Source organism: Streptomyces sp. NPDC093546, assembly GCF_044765045.1.
GTDB lineage: Bacteria > Actinomycetota > Actinomycetes > Streptomycetales > Streptomycetaceae > Streptomyces.
This window is the reverse complement of sequence record NZ_JBIWJG010000015.1, coordinates 103,724-120,303: the sequence shown is the minus strand read 5'-3', so window position 1 is coordinate 120,303 and position 16,580 is coordinate 103,724. Positions and strand designations below refer to the sequence as shown.

Sequence of the window (16,580 nt, the reverse complement as noted above, 5' to 3'; positions counted from 1 at the left end):
CCTTATCCCGCGGATTCGGTTCCGGGTCTTGACGTGTACGGAAGCATGCCACATCTTGAATGCCGTTCTAACTTCTAGAACGCCATTCAAACTTTTCCGAGAGAGGTCCGGATGAGACACGCCACCGGTGTGGAGAGCGACGAGGTCTTCCGGGTCGAGACCCACGGCATCGACACCATCCCCGACGAGGACCGCCACGGCAGCCCCAAGGACCTCTTCTGGCTCTGGTTCGGCTCCAACCTCACCTTCACGTACGTCATCAACGGCGCCCTCGCCGTCGCGTTCGGACTCTCCTTCTGGCAGGCGACGGCCGTCGTCGTCATCGGCGGCCTGGCCTTCTTCGTCGTCAGCGCCGCGGGCCTGAGCGGCATCCGCACCGGCACCGCGACGCTCGTCATCTCGCGCGCCGCCTTCGGCCACCGCGGCAACCTGCCCGCCGGAGTCCTCAACTGGGTGGTCAGCATCGGCTACACCGTCGTCAACACGGTGGTGGGCACCCTCGCCCTCGAAGCCTTCCTCGCCGACCTCGGCTGGGGTTCGCCCGGCGACGCCGGCCGCGCCCTCGCGCTCCTGGTCACCCTGGCCCTCACCTTCGTGGTGGCGATGTGGGGCCACGCCACGGTGCAGGTGGCCGAGCAGTGGCTCGCCTACGTCCTCGCCGCCGGCTTCGGCGCGTTCCTCGTCTTCACCATCCCGCAGGCCGACTTCACCGCCCCGGCCGCCGCGGGCGTCCCCGCCCTGTCCGCGTGGAGCTGGGCGCTGGTCGTCGCGCTCTCCAGCCCGTTCTCGTACCTGCCGATGCCCGCCGACTACACGCGCTACCTCCCCAAGGACACCTCGCTGCGCTCCATCACCTGGAGCGGGGCGCTCGGCGGCTTCCTGTCCTCCGTGGCGCTCGGCGTCGGCGGGGTGGCCGCCGCGACGGCGACGGACATGACGGACGCGGTGGCGGGGGCCGAATCCCTGCTCCCCGGCTGGTTCCAGCCCCTCTTCCTCGTCCTGGTGCTCGGCGGCTCCGTCACCAACTCGATCATCACGCTCTACTCCTCCAGCCTGAACCTCCAGGTCCTCGGAATCCCCTGGAACCGCGCCAAGACGATCGTCATCAGCGCGGCCGTCACCGCCGCCGGCTCGCTCGCCGCGCTCTTCTACACCGACTTCACCTCGTCCCTCCTCTCCTTCCTGTCGCTGCTGATCATCGTGTTCGCGCCGTGGAGCGGCGTGTTCCTCGCCGACATGCTGCTGCGCCGCTGCCGGTACGACGCCCACGCGCTGCACGCCGGGCGCGCCGGTGCCTACTGGTACCGCGCGGGCTTCAGCCCGGCCGGCATGGCGGCGCTGCTCACCGGGCTCGTCTTCGCCCTGCTCACCTGCGACTCGGAGCTGTGGACCGGTCCGCTCGTCGCCCCTCTCGGCGGCGCCGACCTCACCCTGCTGGGCTCGGTGGTCGCGGGCCTCACCTACTGGGCGCTGAGCCGCCGCACCCCCACCGTCACCTCCGCCGTCTGACATCCCTCAGGAGCACCACCGCAATGTCACCCACCCCCGCCGACCTGGTCCTGCGCGGCGCCCGCGTCCACACCGTCGACCCGCGCCTGCCGCACGCCGAGGCGCTCGCCGTACGGGACGGGCGGATCGTCTGGCTCGGCACCGACGCGGACGCCGCCGCCCGGACCGGGCCCGGCACCCGCGTGATCGACGCCGCCGGACGGCTCGTCCTGCCCGGCTTCGTCGACGCGCACAACCACGTACGCCTCGGCTCCGACGACGCCTGCGTCCAGCTCGCGGGCGTGTCCACGCTCGACGGCATCCACGCGCGCATACGGGCCTGGGCCGAGGCGCACCCGGACGCCGAGTGGATCGAGGCGGAGGCGTTCGACTACTCGGCCATCCCGGGCGGCCGCATGCCGCACGCCCACGACCTCGATCCGGTCACCGGCGACCGCCCCGCCTTCGTCCTCAGCTACGACGTGCACACCGCCTGGCTCAACACGGCGGCCCTGCGCAGGCTGGGCGTCGACCGGCACCGTACGGACCTGCCCTTCGGCGACGCCGAGACCGACCCCCTCACCGGCGAACCCACCGGATTCATCAAGAACTTCGCCATCAAGGGCCTGTCCCGGGACGGCCACCGGGCGCTGCGCGAGCTGGGCGTGCCGTGGGCATCGCCCGACCGGCAGTACGGGCGCCTCACCAAGAGCCTCGACGACGCGGTCCGGTTCGGCATCACCACCGTCGTCGAGCCGCAGAACTCCCTCGACGACCTCGCCCTCTTCTCGCGCGCCCGCGCCGAGGGACGGCTGCGCAGCCGTCTCGTCGCCGCCCTGTTCCACCCGCGCGGCACCGGCGACGCCGACCTGGACGCCTTCGCGGCGGCCGCGCGCCGCTTCGACGACGACCGGCTGCGCGTGGGTCCGCTGAAGCTGTACATCGACGACGTGGTCGAGCCGCGCACCGCCGCCCTCCTCGAACCGTACGCGGGCTGCGGGCAGCACCGCGGCGACACCTTCTACCCGCCGGAGGAGTTCGCGGAGCTGCTGGCCCGGCTCGACGCGCGGGGCTTCCAGTGCTTCGTGCACGCCACCGGCGACCGGGGCATCCGTACGGTCCTCGACGCGGTCGCGCACGCCCGGGCGGTCAACGGCCCGCGCGACGCCCGCCATCAGGTGGTGCACGTGGAGTGCCTGGACCCGGCGGACGTGCCGCGCTTCGCCGAGCTCGGGGTGGTGGCGTGCATGCAGCCGCGCCACTGCGCGCCGGAGATCGCCGGTCCGGGCCAGGACTGGGCGGAGAACATCGGCGCGGACCGCTGGCACAAGGCGTGGCCGATGCGCAGCCTGCGCGACGCCGGGGCGGTGCTGGCCTTCTCCAGCGACTGGAACGTCGCGGAGATGGACCCCATGGTGGGCCTGTACACGGCGGTCACCCGCCTGCCGCTCGGCGGCGACGGTGACGGCGAGGCGTGGATGCCGCACGAGACGGTGGACGTCGAGACCGCCGTGCACGGCTACACGATGGGCTCCGCGTACGCCAACTTCCTGGAGGACGACCTCGGTTCGCTGACCGTGGGCAAGCTCGCCGACTTCGTCGTGCTCTCGCGCGACATCCTGCGCTGCGAGCCCCGGGACATCCCCGGGACCGTGGCGGAGACGGTCGTGGTCGGCGGCGAGGTGGTCCACACGGCCTGAACGCGCCGTGCGCACCCCGCGTAGTACGGACAAAGACGACCGTACGAAAAGGGGGCGATCATCCGTGATTCCTCGCATGCTCCGGGCGAAGGCGAGGGCGAGGGCTGCGCGGCTCCGGGTCGACTACCCGCGCCGGGGCCGCGGCGGGGTGCGGCGGTTCCTGCCGTCCTGGCGCCAGGTGCTGGGCCTGGCGCTGCTCTGCTGCGGCGCGCTCGCCACGCTGTTCGGATACGTCTACTCCACCGTGCGGATCGCGGACGTCAACGCCACCGCCCGCACGGAGGCCACCGTCTACTACTGGGCGGACGGCAGCCAGATGGTCAGCGTCGGGGAGTTCAACCGGCAGAACGTGCCCCTGTCCGACATCCCGGTCTCCCTCCAGAACGCCGTGATCGCGACCGAGAACGCCGGCTTCTACACCGACCCGGGCTTCTCGGTCCGCGGGCTCGCCCGGGCGGTGTCCAACATGGCGCAGGGGGAGGAGATCCAGGGCGGCTCCACCATCACGCAGCAGTACGTGAAGAACACGTACCTGACGCAGGAGCAGACGCTCGACCGCAAGCTCCGGGAGCTGTGCCTGGCGGTGAAGCTGTCCAGGAACCTGTCGAAGCAGGACATCCTCCAGGGCTACTTCAACACCAGCTGGTTCGGGCGCAACGCCTACGGGGTGCAGGCGGCGTCGGTCGCGTACTACGGCGTCGACGCCAAGGAGCTCGACCCGGCCCGCGGCGCCCTGCTGGCCGCGCTGCTCAAGGGCGGGGATCTGTACGACCCCTCCCTGAGCGAGGCCCACCACCGGCGCGCGGTGGCGCGCTGGCGGTACGTGCTGGACCGGCAGGTGGAGCTGGGGTTCATGTCGCCGCGGGAGCGGGCGAAGTACACCGTCTTCCCCGAGCCGCGCCCGCGGTCGGCGTCCCTGTCCACCAGCCTGTCCGGCCAGACCGGTTACCTGGTGGACGTCGCCAACAAGTACATCGAGAGGCGCACCGGGCTGACCGCCGAGGACCTGGGCCGCGGCGGCTACCGCATCCGTACGACCTTCGACCGGGCCCTGGTGGAACAGCTCGAACGGACCGTGGAGGACGTCACCGCGCGCTCCCCCGAAGCCGGCGAGGACCTCCAGGTCGGCGCCGCCTCCGTACGCCCGGACGACGGAGCCGTCCTGGCCGTGTACGGCGGCCCCGACGCGACCGAGCACTTCGCCAACAACGCCGACACGTCCGGCGTGCCGGTGGGGTCCGCGTTCCGGCCGTTCGTGCTGGCGGCCGCGGTGCGCGACGGCGGCGACCCGGAGGACGTGGAGAGCGGGGACGCGCGGGACGTGGAGCCGGGCGCGGTGCGGGACGTGGCGGTCGGCGCGGGCCTGCTGCCGCAGAGCATGGCGCCGCTGGACGGGTCCTTCACCTCCGGCACGTCGACCCCCAGTGCCGTACGGATGGCGGACGCGTACGCCACCTTCGCCAACGGCGGCCGGCACACCGATCTGTACGCGGTCACGGCGATCACCCACCAGGGCAAGCCCCTGGAGGGCCTGGAGCGGCCGGGCGAACGGCAGGTGCTGGACGGGGAGGTGGCCGACGAGGTCGTGGAGCAGATGCGGGACGTGGCCGTGAACGCGCTGGACCCGGGCGCCCTGCGCACCGTCGGCCCGGTCTCCGCGGGCCGCACCGACGCCGGGGACGGGCTGCCCGCCGCCTGGTTCGTGGGGGCGACGGAGGAGATGTCGACGGCCGTCACCGTGTTCCGCGCGGAGCCGGGCAAGGACGGTCTGCTTCCGCTGACGGGCGGCGAGGACCTGCCCGTGGAGGTGTGGGCGTCGTACATGACCACGATCCAGTAGGTACTGATACGGGTACGGGTACGGCGAAGAGGCCGGCGTCCGGGGGACGGACGCCGGCCTCTTCGTGTGGGCGGGCCGGCTAGGCGGTTCCGCTGAGCCGCGCGAAGACCACCACGTTGTCGGAGTAGTACCGCTGCGACTCGTCGTACTGACCGCCACAGGTGATCAGGCGCAGTCCCGCGTGGTCGATGTTCTTGTAGACCTCGACCGTGGGGAACCGGTTCTTCGGGTACTGCGCGACGCGCTCGACCTCGAACGTCGCCGTCTTGCCGTCCTCGCGCTCGACCTTGATGGCGTCACCGGCCTTGAGCGAGGTGAGCCGGTGGAAGACGGAGGGCGCGCCGTTCCAGGTGACATGGCCCGCGATCACGGCCGGTCCCTCGTCCCCGGGCGTGGGGCCGGGGACGTACCACCCCGCCTTGGCGGGGTCCTGGGGGGTCTCCATGGTCCCGTCCTTCTTCTGCCCGAGCCGTTCCAGGCCGGAGGAGACGCCGATGGACGGGATGGACAGGCTCCGGGGAGCGGGCTTCTCGCTCCCCGCGGGCTGCTGCTGCGCTTGCTTCCCCGGTTCCTGACCCGGTTGCTGCCCCGGTGGCCGCTGTGCGGGTTGCTGTACGGAGGCCGACTGCGGCGCCTGCTCCCCGCCCGCGCATCCGGCGACCAGGAGGGCCGCCGCCACGACGCCCGCCGCTGCGGCGCGGCCCCTCACGCGCCGCTCCTGCCGTACCGGGCGTGCCCGCGTCCCCGGGACCGTACGAGCGCGCCGGCCACCGCCGCCACGCCCGCCGCCCCGGCGCCGAGCAGCGCCGCGGGCGTCCGCGGACCGGCCGCGGTGCCTCCGCCGGTCTCGACGCCGCCCACCGGGATGGACCCGACGGCCGCGCCTTCCACCAGGCCGCAGACGGCGGGGGCGGTGGCCTCCTGCGGGAGCTTGGGGTCGAGGTCGCTCTTGCCGACGCCGAAGTCGTACTCCTTGTTGCCGTTCGGGTCGATGCCGTGCTGCACGACGTGCAGGTCCTTGATGTGGTCGGCGACGTCCTGGGAGACGTTGATGGTCCGCTCGTAGGACAGCTTGCCGTCCGCGTCGGCGACCGGCATGCGGTCCACGGCGAGCCCGCTGTCGGGCGAGGTGTCGCCCTCCGTGGTGAGCGAGATGTTGATGTCGCCGTAGATCGGCACGCCCTCGCTGGTGGTGACGATCCCGTCGCCGTCCTTGTCGGCGCTCGCGTCCGGGCAGCGGAAGTCGTGGCCGTCGGTGGAGCCGTGGATGTGCTGCGCGTGGGGCTGTCCCGGCGTGAGCCCCTCGGACTCGATCTTCACGGTGAGCCGGGTGCCGTCGAGACTGAGCATCACCGTGCCGTTCGCGCCGGAGTCGTTCAGCGGGTCCAGGTCGATCTGGAACGCCGTCCCTTCGCCGGACTGCCCGGCGGCCTGTCCGGCGGGCCGGCCACCGCCGTGGTCGTCGGCCGTGGCGGAGGGCGAGACGGCCGCCGCGAGCGCGAGGGCGGCGGGCAGGGCGATGAGCGCGGTGAGGCGGCCCGTACGGCGGGTGGTGCGCTTGACTATCACGATGCGTTCGTTACCTTTCCGGTTCGCCCGTCAGCCGGTGCGGCGGACCTGGGCGTGCTGTGGGGTGGGGGCGTGCGGCGGGAGCGTGGCGACCTGCGCCGTCTCGCTCAGCCGCGTCACCTGCGGGCGGGTCCGGTCGACCGCCGCCGTCTCGGAAGGCGGGGGCGGTGCGGCCCTGTGCCGGTCGTCGGGTCCGTTCGCCACCGAGGACCAGGTGCGCAGGCGGTGGCTGGCGGCCTCGTCGAGGGTCACGGGCCCGCCGCGCTGCTCGGCCAGCCGGCTCGCCTCGCGGCCGAGGGCCGCGACGTCGTCCCAGCCGAGGCTGAGCACCACGGAGAGCTCGGCGCCGCCGCCCGGGAGCCCTTGCATCATCGGTTCACTGCGATCGGTCATGTCGCTCCTGTCGTCGAGCCTGTCGTCGAGGCAGAGACGTGTCGCCGCACCTGGCAGGGCGCAGGTAGCCGGTAGTACGCAGTGCGCGGGCGTCATGTTCACGGCGGGGCGCGGGCGTGCGATCGTGGCCGTATGGGTTCGCCATCAGGCAAGGACGTCGCCGTACTGATCGGGTTGCAGGCGTCGGGGAAGTCCACCTTCTACGAGCGCTGCCTGTCGGACCGGTACGCGCTCGTGAGCAAGGACCTGATGCCGCGGAAAGCCCGTCGCAAGCAGGAGCGGCAGATGCTGCTGGTGCGGGAGCACCTGGCCGCCGGGCGGCCGGTGGCGGTGGACAACACCAATCCGTCGCCGCAGGAGTGGCGGCCGCTGGTGGAGCTGGCCCACGCCGAGGGGGCGACGGTGACGGCGTACTGGTTCCCGCCGGACGTGGCGGGCTCGCTGGGGCGCAACGCCGCCCGCGAGGGCCGCGACCGCGTCCCGGAGGTCGGCGTCCTGGCCACGCTGAAGCGGCTGCGCAGGCCGTCGCCGTCGGACGGGTTCGACGCCGTACGGGAAGTGCGGTTCGACGGCCGCGGCGGCTTCGAGGTGCGGCCGGCACGACCGGGACCACCGGCGCGGCCCTGAGGCGCGGCCGACGAGGCGGACCCGGCCGGAGCCGAGGGCGCTTACCGCTGCTCGGTGGTGCTGGCCCCGTCCAGCGCTTCCCGGATGATGTCGGCGTGGCCGGAGTGGTGGGCCGTCTCGCGGATCAGGTGCAGCAGGATCCGGCGCGCCGACCAGTGGACGGTCTCCGGCGGGGACCAGGGCGTCCGGGGAAGGGGGACGCTCTTGTCCAGGTCGGGCAGGGCGCCCACCGCCTCCTCGAGCGCCCGCGCCGCGGCCGCGTACGCCTCGAGCAGCGCCGGAAGCGTGTCCTCCTCGGTCATGCGGTACTGCCCGGTGTCGAGCATGCCGTCCGGGAGCTCCCCGTCGCCCTTCGCCATGATCCGCGTCCACACCTGCTCGCCACGGGCCATGTGCTTGACGATCCCGCCCAGCGTGAGCTCGCTGACGGTGGTGCGCTGCCCGGCCTGCGCGTCGGTGATGCCGCGCACCGTGATGAGCAGCAGCTCGCGCTGCTCGGCGAGGGCGCGCAGCAGCTCACCGCGCTCGCCGGGGAGAGGGGAAGCAGGACTCTGCGGAAAAGTGGTCATGAGCCGACCGTAGGAGGCGTGTAGGTCGGCAGGTGTCCGCGACTCCGTCGACGCCGAGCTGAAGGAGCGCCGGGCTACCGGGGTGGGCTTGAGAGGATGGGGTCGGAGTGCCGCACCACTCGGGTAATAAGGAGGACGAGGAGGACTTCATGGACACCGCCGAAGAAGGACGGCAGCAGTTGGACGCGGCGAGCGTCCACAACGCGAAGCAGACGCTCTTCCAGCTGCTCGGCCGGGCGGGGGTCTTCTCCGGCGACGCCGAGGAGCTGATCGGGCTCGTCGAGGCCGGGGCCCTCGCCGTCGCGTACCGGGAGGTCGGCGGGATCGGCCGGAGCGTTCCCGGAGAGAAGGGGGAGCTCTACGCATCGGGATGGCTCGACGGCGCCCAGGCCGTCACGGACGGCCTCGGCGACCTCGCCGAACGGGCGCTGCGCCAGGCGGTCGCCTCCGGCCCGTCGGCCTCCGCTCCGGACGACCGCCCTCCCGTCAGGAAGATGCAGGTGGAACGGGCGAAGGTGGCGGTCACGCCCCTCTACCTCTCCTTCACCGACGTCTCCGACCTCGACCCCGAGGTCTCCGAGCAGGTGCTCACCGCGGTCCTCGGCACCATGAACTCCCGGCAGCGGGCCGGGTACGCGGGACAGCTGGCGGAGTTCGCCTCGGTCCACCGCGTACGTCTGGAGCGGCTGTACGCCGAGTACGGGCCGGGCAGCACCATCGCGATCCACGGCCGGTACTCCCTCGTCCACTCCCCCACCAGCATCGCCGTCCTGGAACGGCTCGCCACGGCGCCGTCGGAGCTGCGGGAGGAGTGGGACGCCGCCGAACTGCCGCCCGCATGGCTGGATGGCCTCACGACGGCCTGGGGCGCGCCGGCCTGACCCGCGAGCCCTTCAGGACTCCAGCACCTTCACCTGGTCGCCGACCGCGACCACCAGTACGCGCGAGGCCGGGCGCGCCGAGGCGCGGTTTGTCAAGCAGCGGTGAACGGCGCGAACGTGGCCGAATCCCGTGCCGTCCGGCCGGAGGCGGCACCGTTCTGGGGGCGCGACCAGCCCGTCACCCACAAGGGCTCTTCCCGTGGTGGCGGAATGTCGACGGTCGGCAGCTCAAACCAGACCTCGAGCAAGATCACCGCATCGAGGTAATGCCTCGGATCGACTGCGCGAGGCGGGTTGAGGAGCCGTTATCGTTCCCCGAAATCTTGATGGATGGTCAGAGATTCACTCCTTTGCCTCCTTTACCCCTCCTTGACCGGTCGGCGCCGCCGTGCGCCGTCCGCCACCCTCGTAAGGAGAACGCGTCCCGATGACCGTCGACAGTCCGGAAGCACAGCCGGACACCCAGGTGGCACTCCCGCAGCAGTCCCTCAGCACCGCGGCCGCCCGCAAGCTCGCCAGTACGACCAAGTCCGCGCCGCAGATGCAGGAGATCACCTCCCGCTGGCTGCTCCGGATGCTCCCCTGGGTCGAGACCAAGGGCGGTGCCTACCGGGTCAACCGCCGGCTCAGCTACACCGTGGGTGACGGACGCATCGATTTCGTGCAGGACGGCGCCAGCGTCCGCGTCATCCCGCGCGAGCTCGGCGAACTGGCCCTGTTGCGCGGCTACGACGACGTGGAGGTCCTCTCCGCGATCGCCGACCGCTGCGTCCAGCGCGACTTCTCGGCGGGCGAGGTCCTCGTCCAGCGCGACACCCCGTCGGACCGGATCCACCTGATCGCCCACGGTCGCATCGGTCAGACCTCGGTCGGCCCGTACGGGGACGAGCTCAACGTCGCCGTGCTCGCGGACGGATCCCACTTCGGCGAGAACGCCCTCCTCGACGAGGACGCGCGGTACGACTACACCGCGACCGCCGAGACGTCCGGCACCCTGCTCACCCTCTCCCGGGCCGACTTCGCCGCCATCATGGCCACCGCGCCCAGCCTCCAGGAGCACATCGCCCGGTTCACCTCGCTCCCGCGGCAGGCGCAGAACCGGCACGGCGAGGCCGAGATCGCCATGTCGGCGGGCCATGTGGGCGAGGCCGTGCTGCCCGGCGCCTTCGTCGACTACGAGCTCAACCCGCGCGAGTACGAGCTCTCCGTGGCGCAGACCGTCCTGAAGGTCCACACCCGGGTCGCCGACCTCTACAACGGGCCGATGAACCAGACGGAGGAGCAGCTCCGGCTCACCATCGAGGCGCTGCGCGAGCGCCAGGAGTACGAGCTCGTCAACAACCGCGAGTTCGGCCTCCTGCACAACGCCGACTTCAAGCAGCGGATCCAGACCCACTCGGGCCCGCCCACCCCGGACGACATGGACGAGCTGCTCTGCCGTCGGCGTGGCACCAAGCTCTTCCTCGCCCACCCGCGTACGATCGCCGCGATCGGGCGCGAGTTCAACGCCCGCGGCCTCTACCCGGACCATGTCGACCTCGGCGGCCAGTCCGTCCCGGCGTGGCGAGGGGTCCCCATCCTTCCCTGCAACAAGATTCCGATCAGCAAGGAGCAGACCAGCTCCATCATCGCCATGCGTACCGGCGAGGGGAACCAGGGCGTCATCGGTCTGCGCCAGACCGGTCTGCCGGAGGAGTACGAGCCGGGCCTGTCGGTCCGCTTCATGGGCATCAGCGAGCAGGCGATCATGTCGTACCTGGTCACCACGTACTACTCCGCCGCCGTCCTCGTACCCGACGCGCTCGGCGTGATGGAGAACGTGCAGATCGCTCGCAGGCGCGACTAGCGGAACCGCCTGGCGGCCCCCATGGTCCGGGCCCGCTTCTGCGGGACGCGCTCGCCTCTGGACCCGGAACAGCCCCACCCACCACCAAGGAGCACGGATGCCCGATCCTGGGCTCTCCCCTCTGCAGTCGAGCCTCCCTGCCGCTGCGGCCCGCTTCGGGGCCGACGTCATCGCCCAGATCCGCCTTCACGTCGACGGAGCGGCGGCCGACGCGGGCACCCCCGACGAGGCGCCGTTCGCCCTGCCGACGGGCGGTCAGCCGCTGGTCGCCGCAGCGCCCAAGGCGGTCGAGGCGGCGGAGACGGCGGTGACCGCTCAGGGCGACCCGGCCGGCCTCGCCTCCTCCGCCACCCCGGCGGCGCCCGGGCTCGAGCGGATCCTGCGCGGACCCAGCGGGCTCGGGACGGCCGGCCTCGCCCTCGCCCCACGCGGACTCGCCCCACGCAACGGCGGCCCGGCCGCAGCCACGGAGCCGGCGGGAGAGAAGTCCGAGGGCCGACCCATCCCCGGCCTCTACTTCCACCCCGTCCCCGATCCCGACCCCGTCCGCGTGGACGAGGTCAGCCGCCGCATCAAGGCCTGGGCCCTGGACGAGATCCAGCTGTACCCCGAGGAGTGGGAGGGCCAGTTCGACGGCTTCTCCGTCGGGCGCTACATGGTGGCCTGCCACCCCGACGCCCCGACGGTCGACCACCTGATGCTCGCCACGCGGCTGATGGTCGCGGAGAACGCGGTCGACGACTGCTACTGCGAGGACCACGGCGGTTCGCCCGTCGGCCTCGGCGGCCGTCTCCTGCTCGCGCACACCGCCCTCGACCACCTCCACACCACCCCGGAGTATTCCCCGGCGTGGGAGGAGTCGCTCGGCTCGGACGCGCCCCGGCGCGCGTACCGGAGCGCCATGGACTACTTCGTCCGGTCCTCCACTCCCTCCCAGGCCGACCGCTACCGGCACGACATGGCCCGCCTGCACATGGGCTACCTGGCCGAGGCCGCCTGGGCCGAGACCGACTACGTGCCGGAGGTGTGGGAGTACCTGGCGATGCGCCAGTTCAACAACTTCCGCCCCTGCCCGACCATCACCGACAGCGTCGGCGGCTACGAACTGCCGGCCGACCTGCACGCCCGGCCCGACATGCAGCGGGTGATCGCGCTCGCCGGGAACGCGACCACCATCGTCAACGACCTGTACTCGTACACGAAGGAGCTCGCCAGCCCCGGTCGGCACCTCAACCTGCCGGTCGTGCTCGCCGAGCGCGAGAAGCTCTCCGAGCGTGACGCGTACCTGAAGGCCGTCGAGGTCCACAACGACCTCATGCACGCCTTCGAGGCCGCCGCCGCCGATCTGGCCGCCGCCTGCCCGGCCCCCACCGTGCTCCGCTTCCTCAAGGGCGTGGCCGCCTGGGTGGACGGCAACCACTACTGGCACCAGACCAACACCTACCGCTACAGCCTGCCCGATTTCTGGTAAGAAATGGATTCCTCTGTGACCACCGAGCTCACCTCCTCCGACGCCGACGCCGCGACCATCCCGGGTCCCGCGACGCCCTACCAGGGGGACATCGCCCGCTACTGGAACAGCGAAGCCAGGCCCGTCAACCTGCGCCTCGGTGATGTGGACGGGCTCTACCACCACCACTACGGCATCGGCGCCGTCGACCACGCAGCGCTCGGCGACCCCGAGGACGGCGCGTACGAGGAGAGGCTGATCGCCGAGCTGCACCGGCTCGAGTCGGCCCAGGCCCAGGTCCTCCTCGACCACCTCGGAACCATCGGACGCGACGACACCCTCGTCGACGCCGGCTGTGGGCGCGGCGGCTCCATGGTGATGGCCCACCAGCGCTTTGGCTGCACGGTGGAGGGCGTCACCCTCTCCTCCACGCAGGCCGAGTTCGGCAACCGGCGCGCGAAGGAGCTCGGCATCGAGGACCGCGTCCGCGCCCGCGTCTGCAACATGCTCGACACCCCGTTCGAGAAGGGCAGCATCGCCGCCTCCTGGAACAACGAGTCGAGCATGTACGTCGACCTGGACGACCTCTTCGCCGAGCACTCCCGCTTCCTCAAGGTCGGTGGCCGTTACGTGACGATCACCGGCTGCTGGAATCCGCGCTACGGCCAGCCGTCGAAGTGGGTCTCGCAGATCAACGCCCACTTCGAGTGCAACATCCACTCGCGCCGCGAGTACCTCCGCGCGATGGCCGACAACCGTCTGGTGCCGCAGGCCGTCATCGACCTGACCGCGGACACGCTGCCCTACTGGGAGCTGCGGGCCACGTCCTCGCTGGTCACCGGAATCGAGGAAGCGTTCATCGAGTCGTACAAGGACGGCTCCTTCCAGTACGTCCTGATCGCGGCCGACCGCGTCTGACCCGCCGGGGCCCCTTGCGGGGCCGGTGTCCCACCCCCGGAATCGATCTCGAGGCCGTATCGGAAGATCCGATACGGCCTCTGCCGTGCGTGCGCTCAACCCCCTTGGAGTCAGGGGCAGTTCGGGACCGCATCGAGCGGTTCGACTGGTCGGCCACGCGCCTTTCCCCTGCGGGGAAGCCGTCGCGCCGTCGACAGGACGCTTCGCTAGTTCAAACTTGATCGTTTCTCTTGCGTCTCTTGTGACGCACGTGAAACTGTGAAGGAGATTTGACTCCGACATTGCTTCGATTTGACCGCCTGAGCAGCTCGGACTCATCCCGCCAGGGACATGCACGGACACAAGGGACATGCCGCAGTGACGCGGTACGGGGAGCGGCGCCGGCCAGCGCCAAAACTGCTGGTCCGGGGTCGCAGACGGGGAGGCAGGACCAGTCGTGCTGATCGAACGAGGCGAGCAACTCACCCGGCTACGCCGGGATGTACATGCTTGCGAGAAACACGGGAAGGGACACGTGGCCCTCGTGAGCGGGCCGGTGGGCAGTGGCAAGACACAGCTGCTGGACACCTTCGGGGACTGGGCGGCCGCCACCGGCGCCCGGGTGCTGACGGCCGCCGGGTCCCGGGCGGAGCAGGGACTGCCCTTCGGAGTACTTGGGCAGCTGTTGCACGGCGCCCGGCTCGCGGGGAGCGATACCACGCGGGTCGAGGAGCTGATGCGCGAGGCCGCCGGCGCCATCACCGCGGACGAGGCCAGACGGGAGGCGGCGGACGAGTTGCCGGCCGAAGGGCCCGTCTGGCCTTCACTGTTACGCGACGTCCTCGCGTCGCTGCTCGACCTGGTCGACCGGGGGCCGCTCGTCCTCGTGGTGGACGACCTCCAGCACGCGGACGCGGCGTCGCTGCACTGCCTGCTGTACGTGATCCGGCGACTGCACCACGCCCCCATCATGGTGCTGCTGTCCGAAACCCTGACATTACGCCCGGCGAACCCCCTGTTCCATGCGGAGCTGCGCAGCCGGCCGGGACTGTCCCACCTCACGCTGCCCCCACTGACCGTGGACTCCGTCGGGCGGCTGCTGCTCGAGCGCGGCGCGGCGCCGGGGAGCGCGGGGAGCAGCGAGGTGCTGCAGGAGGCGCGGCGCCTGCTGCAGATGACCGGTGGCAATCCGCTGCTCCTCCACGCACTGGTGGGTGAGCCCACCTGGCGCGAGGAGGAAGGGGAGCCCGTCCCGCCGCCGCGCGTCGGGGACGCGTTCGGCCGGGCCGTGCTCCACAGTCTCTACCGCCACGAGCCGGACGCCAGGAAGGTCGCGCGGGCGCTGGCGGTGCTCGACCGGCCCGCGTCGCAGGAGCTGCTCGGCCAGCTCCTCGGCCTGCCGCCCGCCTCCGTCGCGTCGGCGCTGCGGGTCCTGCACAGTTCGGGGCTCGTCGACACCGACCGGCTGCGGCACGCGCGCATCCTGCACTCCGTCCTGTCCGACACGCCGGCCGAGATACGGCAGTGGCTGCACGAGCGGGCCGCGAAGACGCTGCACGAGTACGGCGCCGAGTCGAGCGTCGTCGCCGGGCACCTGGTCGCCTCCGGGTGGACGGGCGAGGAGTGGGTGGCGCCTGTCCTCCAGGATGCCGCCGAGCACGCCCTGTCCGCGGGCCGCCCCGACCTGACCGTGTCCTACCTGCGGCTGGGGGGCGGGGCCGGCACCGACGAGGGACGGCGCAACGCCTTCGCGCGCATGCTGGTCAGCGCACGCTGGCAGGTCAATCCGCTGGCGGCCAACGGTGACCTCGACAGGCTGGTGCGGTCGGCGAAGACCGACAGGCACCCGGTCTCGGCGGCCGTCGCCGCGGTTCCGTACCTGCTGTGGCAGGGGCGGGCGGAGGAGGCCGCCGAAGCGGTCGCCGTGGGTCCGGAGGCGAAGGCCGCCGAGACGGCGGGCCCCGAGACCGGACGGCTGCAGGTGATGCGGCTGCTGGTCTCCCTCTCCCACCCGGACTTCCTGGTGTCGGTGCGGAAGTCGCAGGACCTCTGGAGCCAGGCGGCCACCGCACCCCATTCGGTCAGTCCGCTTCTGCAGGCCGTCTCCGTGCTGTGCAGCGCTCTGCTCCCGTCGGACGAGGTGGACAGCACGGCCGCCGCCGAGCAGTTCCTGCAGCGGCACCACCTCGAGCGGGGCAACCGCGGACTGCTCGTCGCTCCCCTGCTGGCGCTGCTGTACGGGGGCCGCGCCGACCGGGTCGTGGCGTGGAGCGGCACCCTGCTCGGCCGGCCCGAGGCCCGCCACACCCCTGTGTGGCGGGGCGTCGTGCAGTCGATCCGCGCGGAGGCGGCGCTGCGCCTGGGCGATCTGGCCGAGGCGGAGCAGGGTGCCCGTACCGCGCTGGAGGACCTGCCCGCGCCCGCGTGGGGAGTGGCGGTCGGCGGACCGCTGGGCACGCTGATCACCTGTGCGACGGAGGCCGGCAGGCCTGCCGAGGCCGAGCGCTGGCTCGCCGAGCCCGTACCGCCGGGGATGTTCCGCACCCCGGTGGGCGCGCACTATCTGATCGCCCGGGGCGCCCACCATCTGGGCATGGGGCGGCACCAGGCCGCCTCCTCGGACTTCCAGCGCTGCGGTGCCATGATGCGCGGCTGGAACCTGGAGGCCGCCGGACTGGTGCCCTGGCGACTGGAGCTGGCGCGCGTACAGATCCGGCTCGGCAACCGTACCCACGCCGCGCAGCTTCTGCGGGAGCAGTTGCACGTTCCGCACGGCCTCGACGAGCGGACCCGCGGCCGGGCGCTGCACCTGCTCGCCTCCACCGCCGCGCCCGATCATCGGCGCAAGCTGCTCTCCAAGGCGGTGGAGCTGTTCCAGTCCTGCGGTGACCGGCGAGGGCTCGCCCGGGCACTGGCCGACACCGACCGGGTGCCGCGGCAGGCCGGGGAACCGGGCCGTGCCCGGCATTTCCTGTTGTGTGCCGACGACGCGGGCCAGGGTTCGGACGCCGCGCCCTGGGTGCGCCCGGCACCGGAGCGGCAGGATCAGCCGGGCCCGGGCAAGCCGCCGTCCGCGGAGGGCGGTGACCGGGACGACGTGCTGAGCGAGGCCGAACTGCGGGTGGCGGTGCTGGCCGCGCGGGGGCAGACCAACCGGCAGATCTCCGACGCGCTCTTCATCACCGTGAGCACGGTGGAGCAGCATCTGACCCGGACCTATCGCAAGCTGAACGTACGGCAGCGCACCGACCTGCCGAGCTGGCTGCTGGCGATGGACGACCACCAGCCGGGGAAGGTGCAGGACAAGGTGAGCTGAGCCG

Annotated in this window: 13 protein-coding genes; 9 read left to right on the top strand and 4 right to left on the bottom strand. The window is 72.0% G+C overall.

Going from position 1 to position 16,580, the window contains the following annotated elements:
• Nucleotides 1–111 precede the first annotated feature (111 nt).
• The 3 genes from ACIRNI_RS27035 to ACIRNI_RS27025 all read left to right on the top strand — a co-directional run bounded on the left by ACIRNI_RS27035 (nucleotide 112) and on the right by ACIRNI_RS27025 (nucleotide 5,028).
• Nucleotides 112–1,509 carry a purine-cytosine permease family protein gene (locus ACIRNI_RS27035; protein WP_403555200.1) on the top strand — a complete coding sequence of 466 codons (1,398 nt, stop codon included), beginning with the start codon at nucleotides 112–114 and terminating at the stop codon, nucleotides 1,507–1,509.
• Between the two features lie 23 nt (nucleotides 1,510–1,532).
• A complete protein-coding gene (locus ACIRNI_RS27030; protein ID WP_403555198.1) occupies nucleotides 1,533–3,188 on the top strand; it encodes an amidohydrolase in 1,656 nt (551 codons plus the stop codon).
• A gap of 76 nt (nucleotides 3,189–3,264) precedes the next feature.
• On the top strand, nucleotides 3,265–5,028 hold the full coding sequence (locus ACIRNI_RS27025; RefSeq protein ID WP_403555196.1) for a transglycosylase domain-containing protein: 1,764 nt from the start codon (nucleotides 3,265–3,267) through the stop codon (nucleotides 5,026–5,028).
• A 79-nt stretch (nucleotides 5,029–5,107) separates the two neighbouring features.
• On the opposite strand, the gene ACIRNI_RS27020 is transcribed toward ACIRNI_RS27025, so the two are convergent.
• From ACIRNI_RS27020 to ACIRNI_RS27010, 3 genes are read right to left on the bottom strand one after another with little or no spacing between them, the layout of a single operon-like run.
• Nucleotides 5,108–5,737, bottom strand: a complete 630-nt coding sequence (locus ACIRNI_RS27020) for a class F sortase (protein WP_403555194.1) — start codon at nucleotides 5,735–5,737, stop codon at nucleotides 5,108–5,110.
• Entirely contained in the window at nucleotides 5,734–6,597 is an 864-nt protein-coding gene (locus tag ACIRNI_RS27015) for a hypothetical protein (protein ID WP_403555193.1), read from the bottom strand. Before ACIRNI_RS27015 ends, ACIRNI_RS27020 begins: the two co-directional genes overlap by 4 nt.
• A 30-nt stretch (nucleotides 6,598–6,627) precedes the next feature.
• Complete coding sequence (locus tag ACIRNI_RS27010) at nucleotides 6,628–6,990, bottom strand: hypothetical protein (protein WP_403555191.1); 363 nt, start codon at nucleotides 6,988–6,990, stop codon at nucleotides 6,628–6,630.
• A 132-nt stretch (nucleotides 6,991–7,122) separates the two neighbouring features.
• On the opposite strand from ACIRNI_RS27010, the gene ACIRNI_RS27005 reads away from it, so the two are divergent.
• Complete coding sequence (locus tag ACIRNI_RS27005; protein ID WP_403555189.1) at nucleotides 7,123–7,617, top strand: AAA family ATPase; 495 nt, start codon at nucleotides 7,123–7,125, stop codon at nucleotides 7,615–7,617.
• A gap of 41 nt (nucleotides 7,618–7,658) precedes the next feature.
• On the opposite strand, the gene ACIRNI_RS27000 is transcribed toward ACIRNI_RS27005, so the two are convergent.
• On the bottom strand, nucleotides 7,659–8,186 hold the full coding sequence (locus ACIRNI_RS27000) for a DinB family protein (RefSeq protein WP_403555187.1): 528 nt from the start codon (nucleotides 8,184–8,186) through the stop codon (nucleotides 7,659–7,661).
• Nucleotides 8,187–8,335: 149 nt separating this feature from the next.
• On the opposite strand from ACIRNI_RS27000, the gene ACIRNI_RS26995 reads away from it, so the two are divergent.
• From ACIRNI_RS26995 to ACIRNI_RS26975, 5 genes are all read left to right on the top strand, one after another.
• Entirely contained in the window at nucleotides 8,336–9,067 is a 732-nt protein-coding gene (locus tag ACIRNI_RS26995) for a hypothetical protein (RefSeq protein WP_403555278.1), read from the top strand.
• A 427-nt stretch (nucleotides 9,068–9,494) separates the two neighbouring features.
• Entirely contained in the window at nucleotides 9,495–10,913 is a 1,419-nt protein-coding gene (locus ACIRNI_RS26990; protein ID WP_403555185.1) for a family 2B encapsulin nanocompartment shell protein, read from the top strand.
• Between the two features lie 97 nt (nucleotides 10,914–11,010).
• Nucleotides 11,011–12,384: a family 2 encapsulin nanocompartment cargo protein terpene cyclase gene (locus ACIRNI_RS26985; protein WP_403555183.1), complete on the top strand. Its 1,374-nt coding sequence runs from the start codon at nucleotides 11,011–11,013 to the stop codon at nucleotides 12,382–12,384.
• Between the two features lie 3 nt (nucleotides 12,385–12,387).
• Entirely contained in the window at nucleotides 12,388–13,281 is an 894-nt protein-coding gene (locus ACIRNI_RS26980) for a geranyl diphosphate 2-C-methyltransferase (RefSeq protein ID WP_403555181.1), read from the top strand.
• A gap of 436 nt (nucleotides 13,282–13,717) precedes the next feature.
• Nucleotides 13,718–16,576: an AAA family ATPase gene (locus tag ACIRNI_RS26975; protein WP_403555179.1), complete on the top strand. Its 2,859-nt coding sequence runs from the start codon at nucleotides 13,718–13,720 to the stop codon at nucleotides 16,574–16,576.
• Nucleotides 16,577–16,580 lie beyond the last annotated feature (4 nt).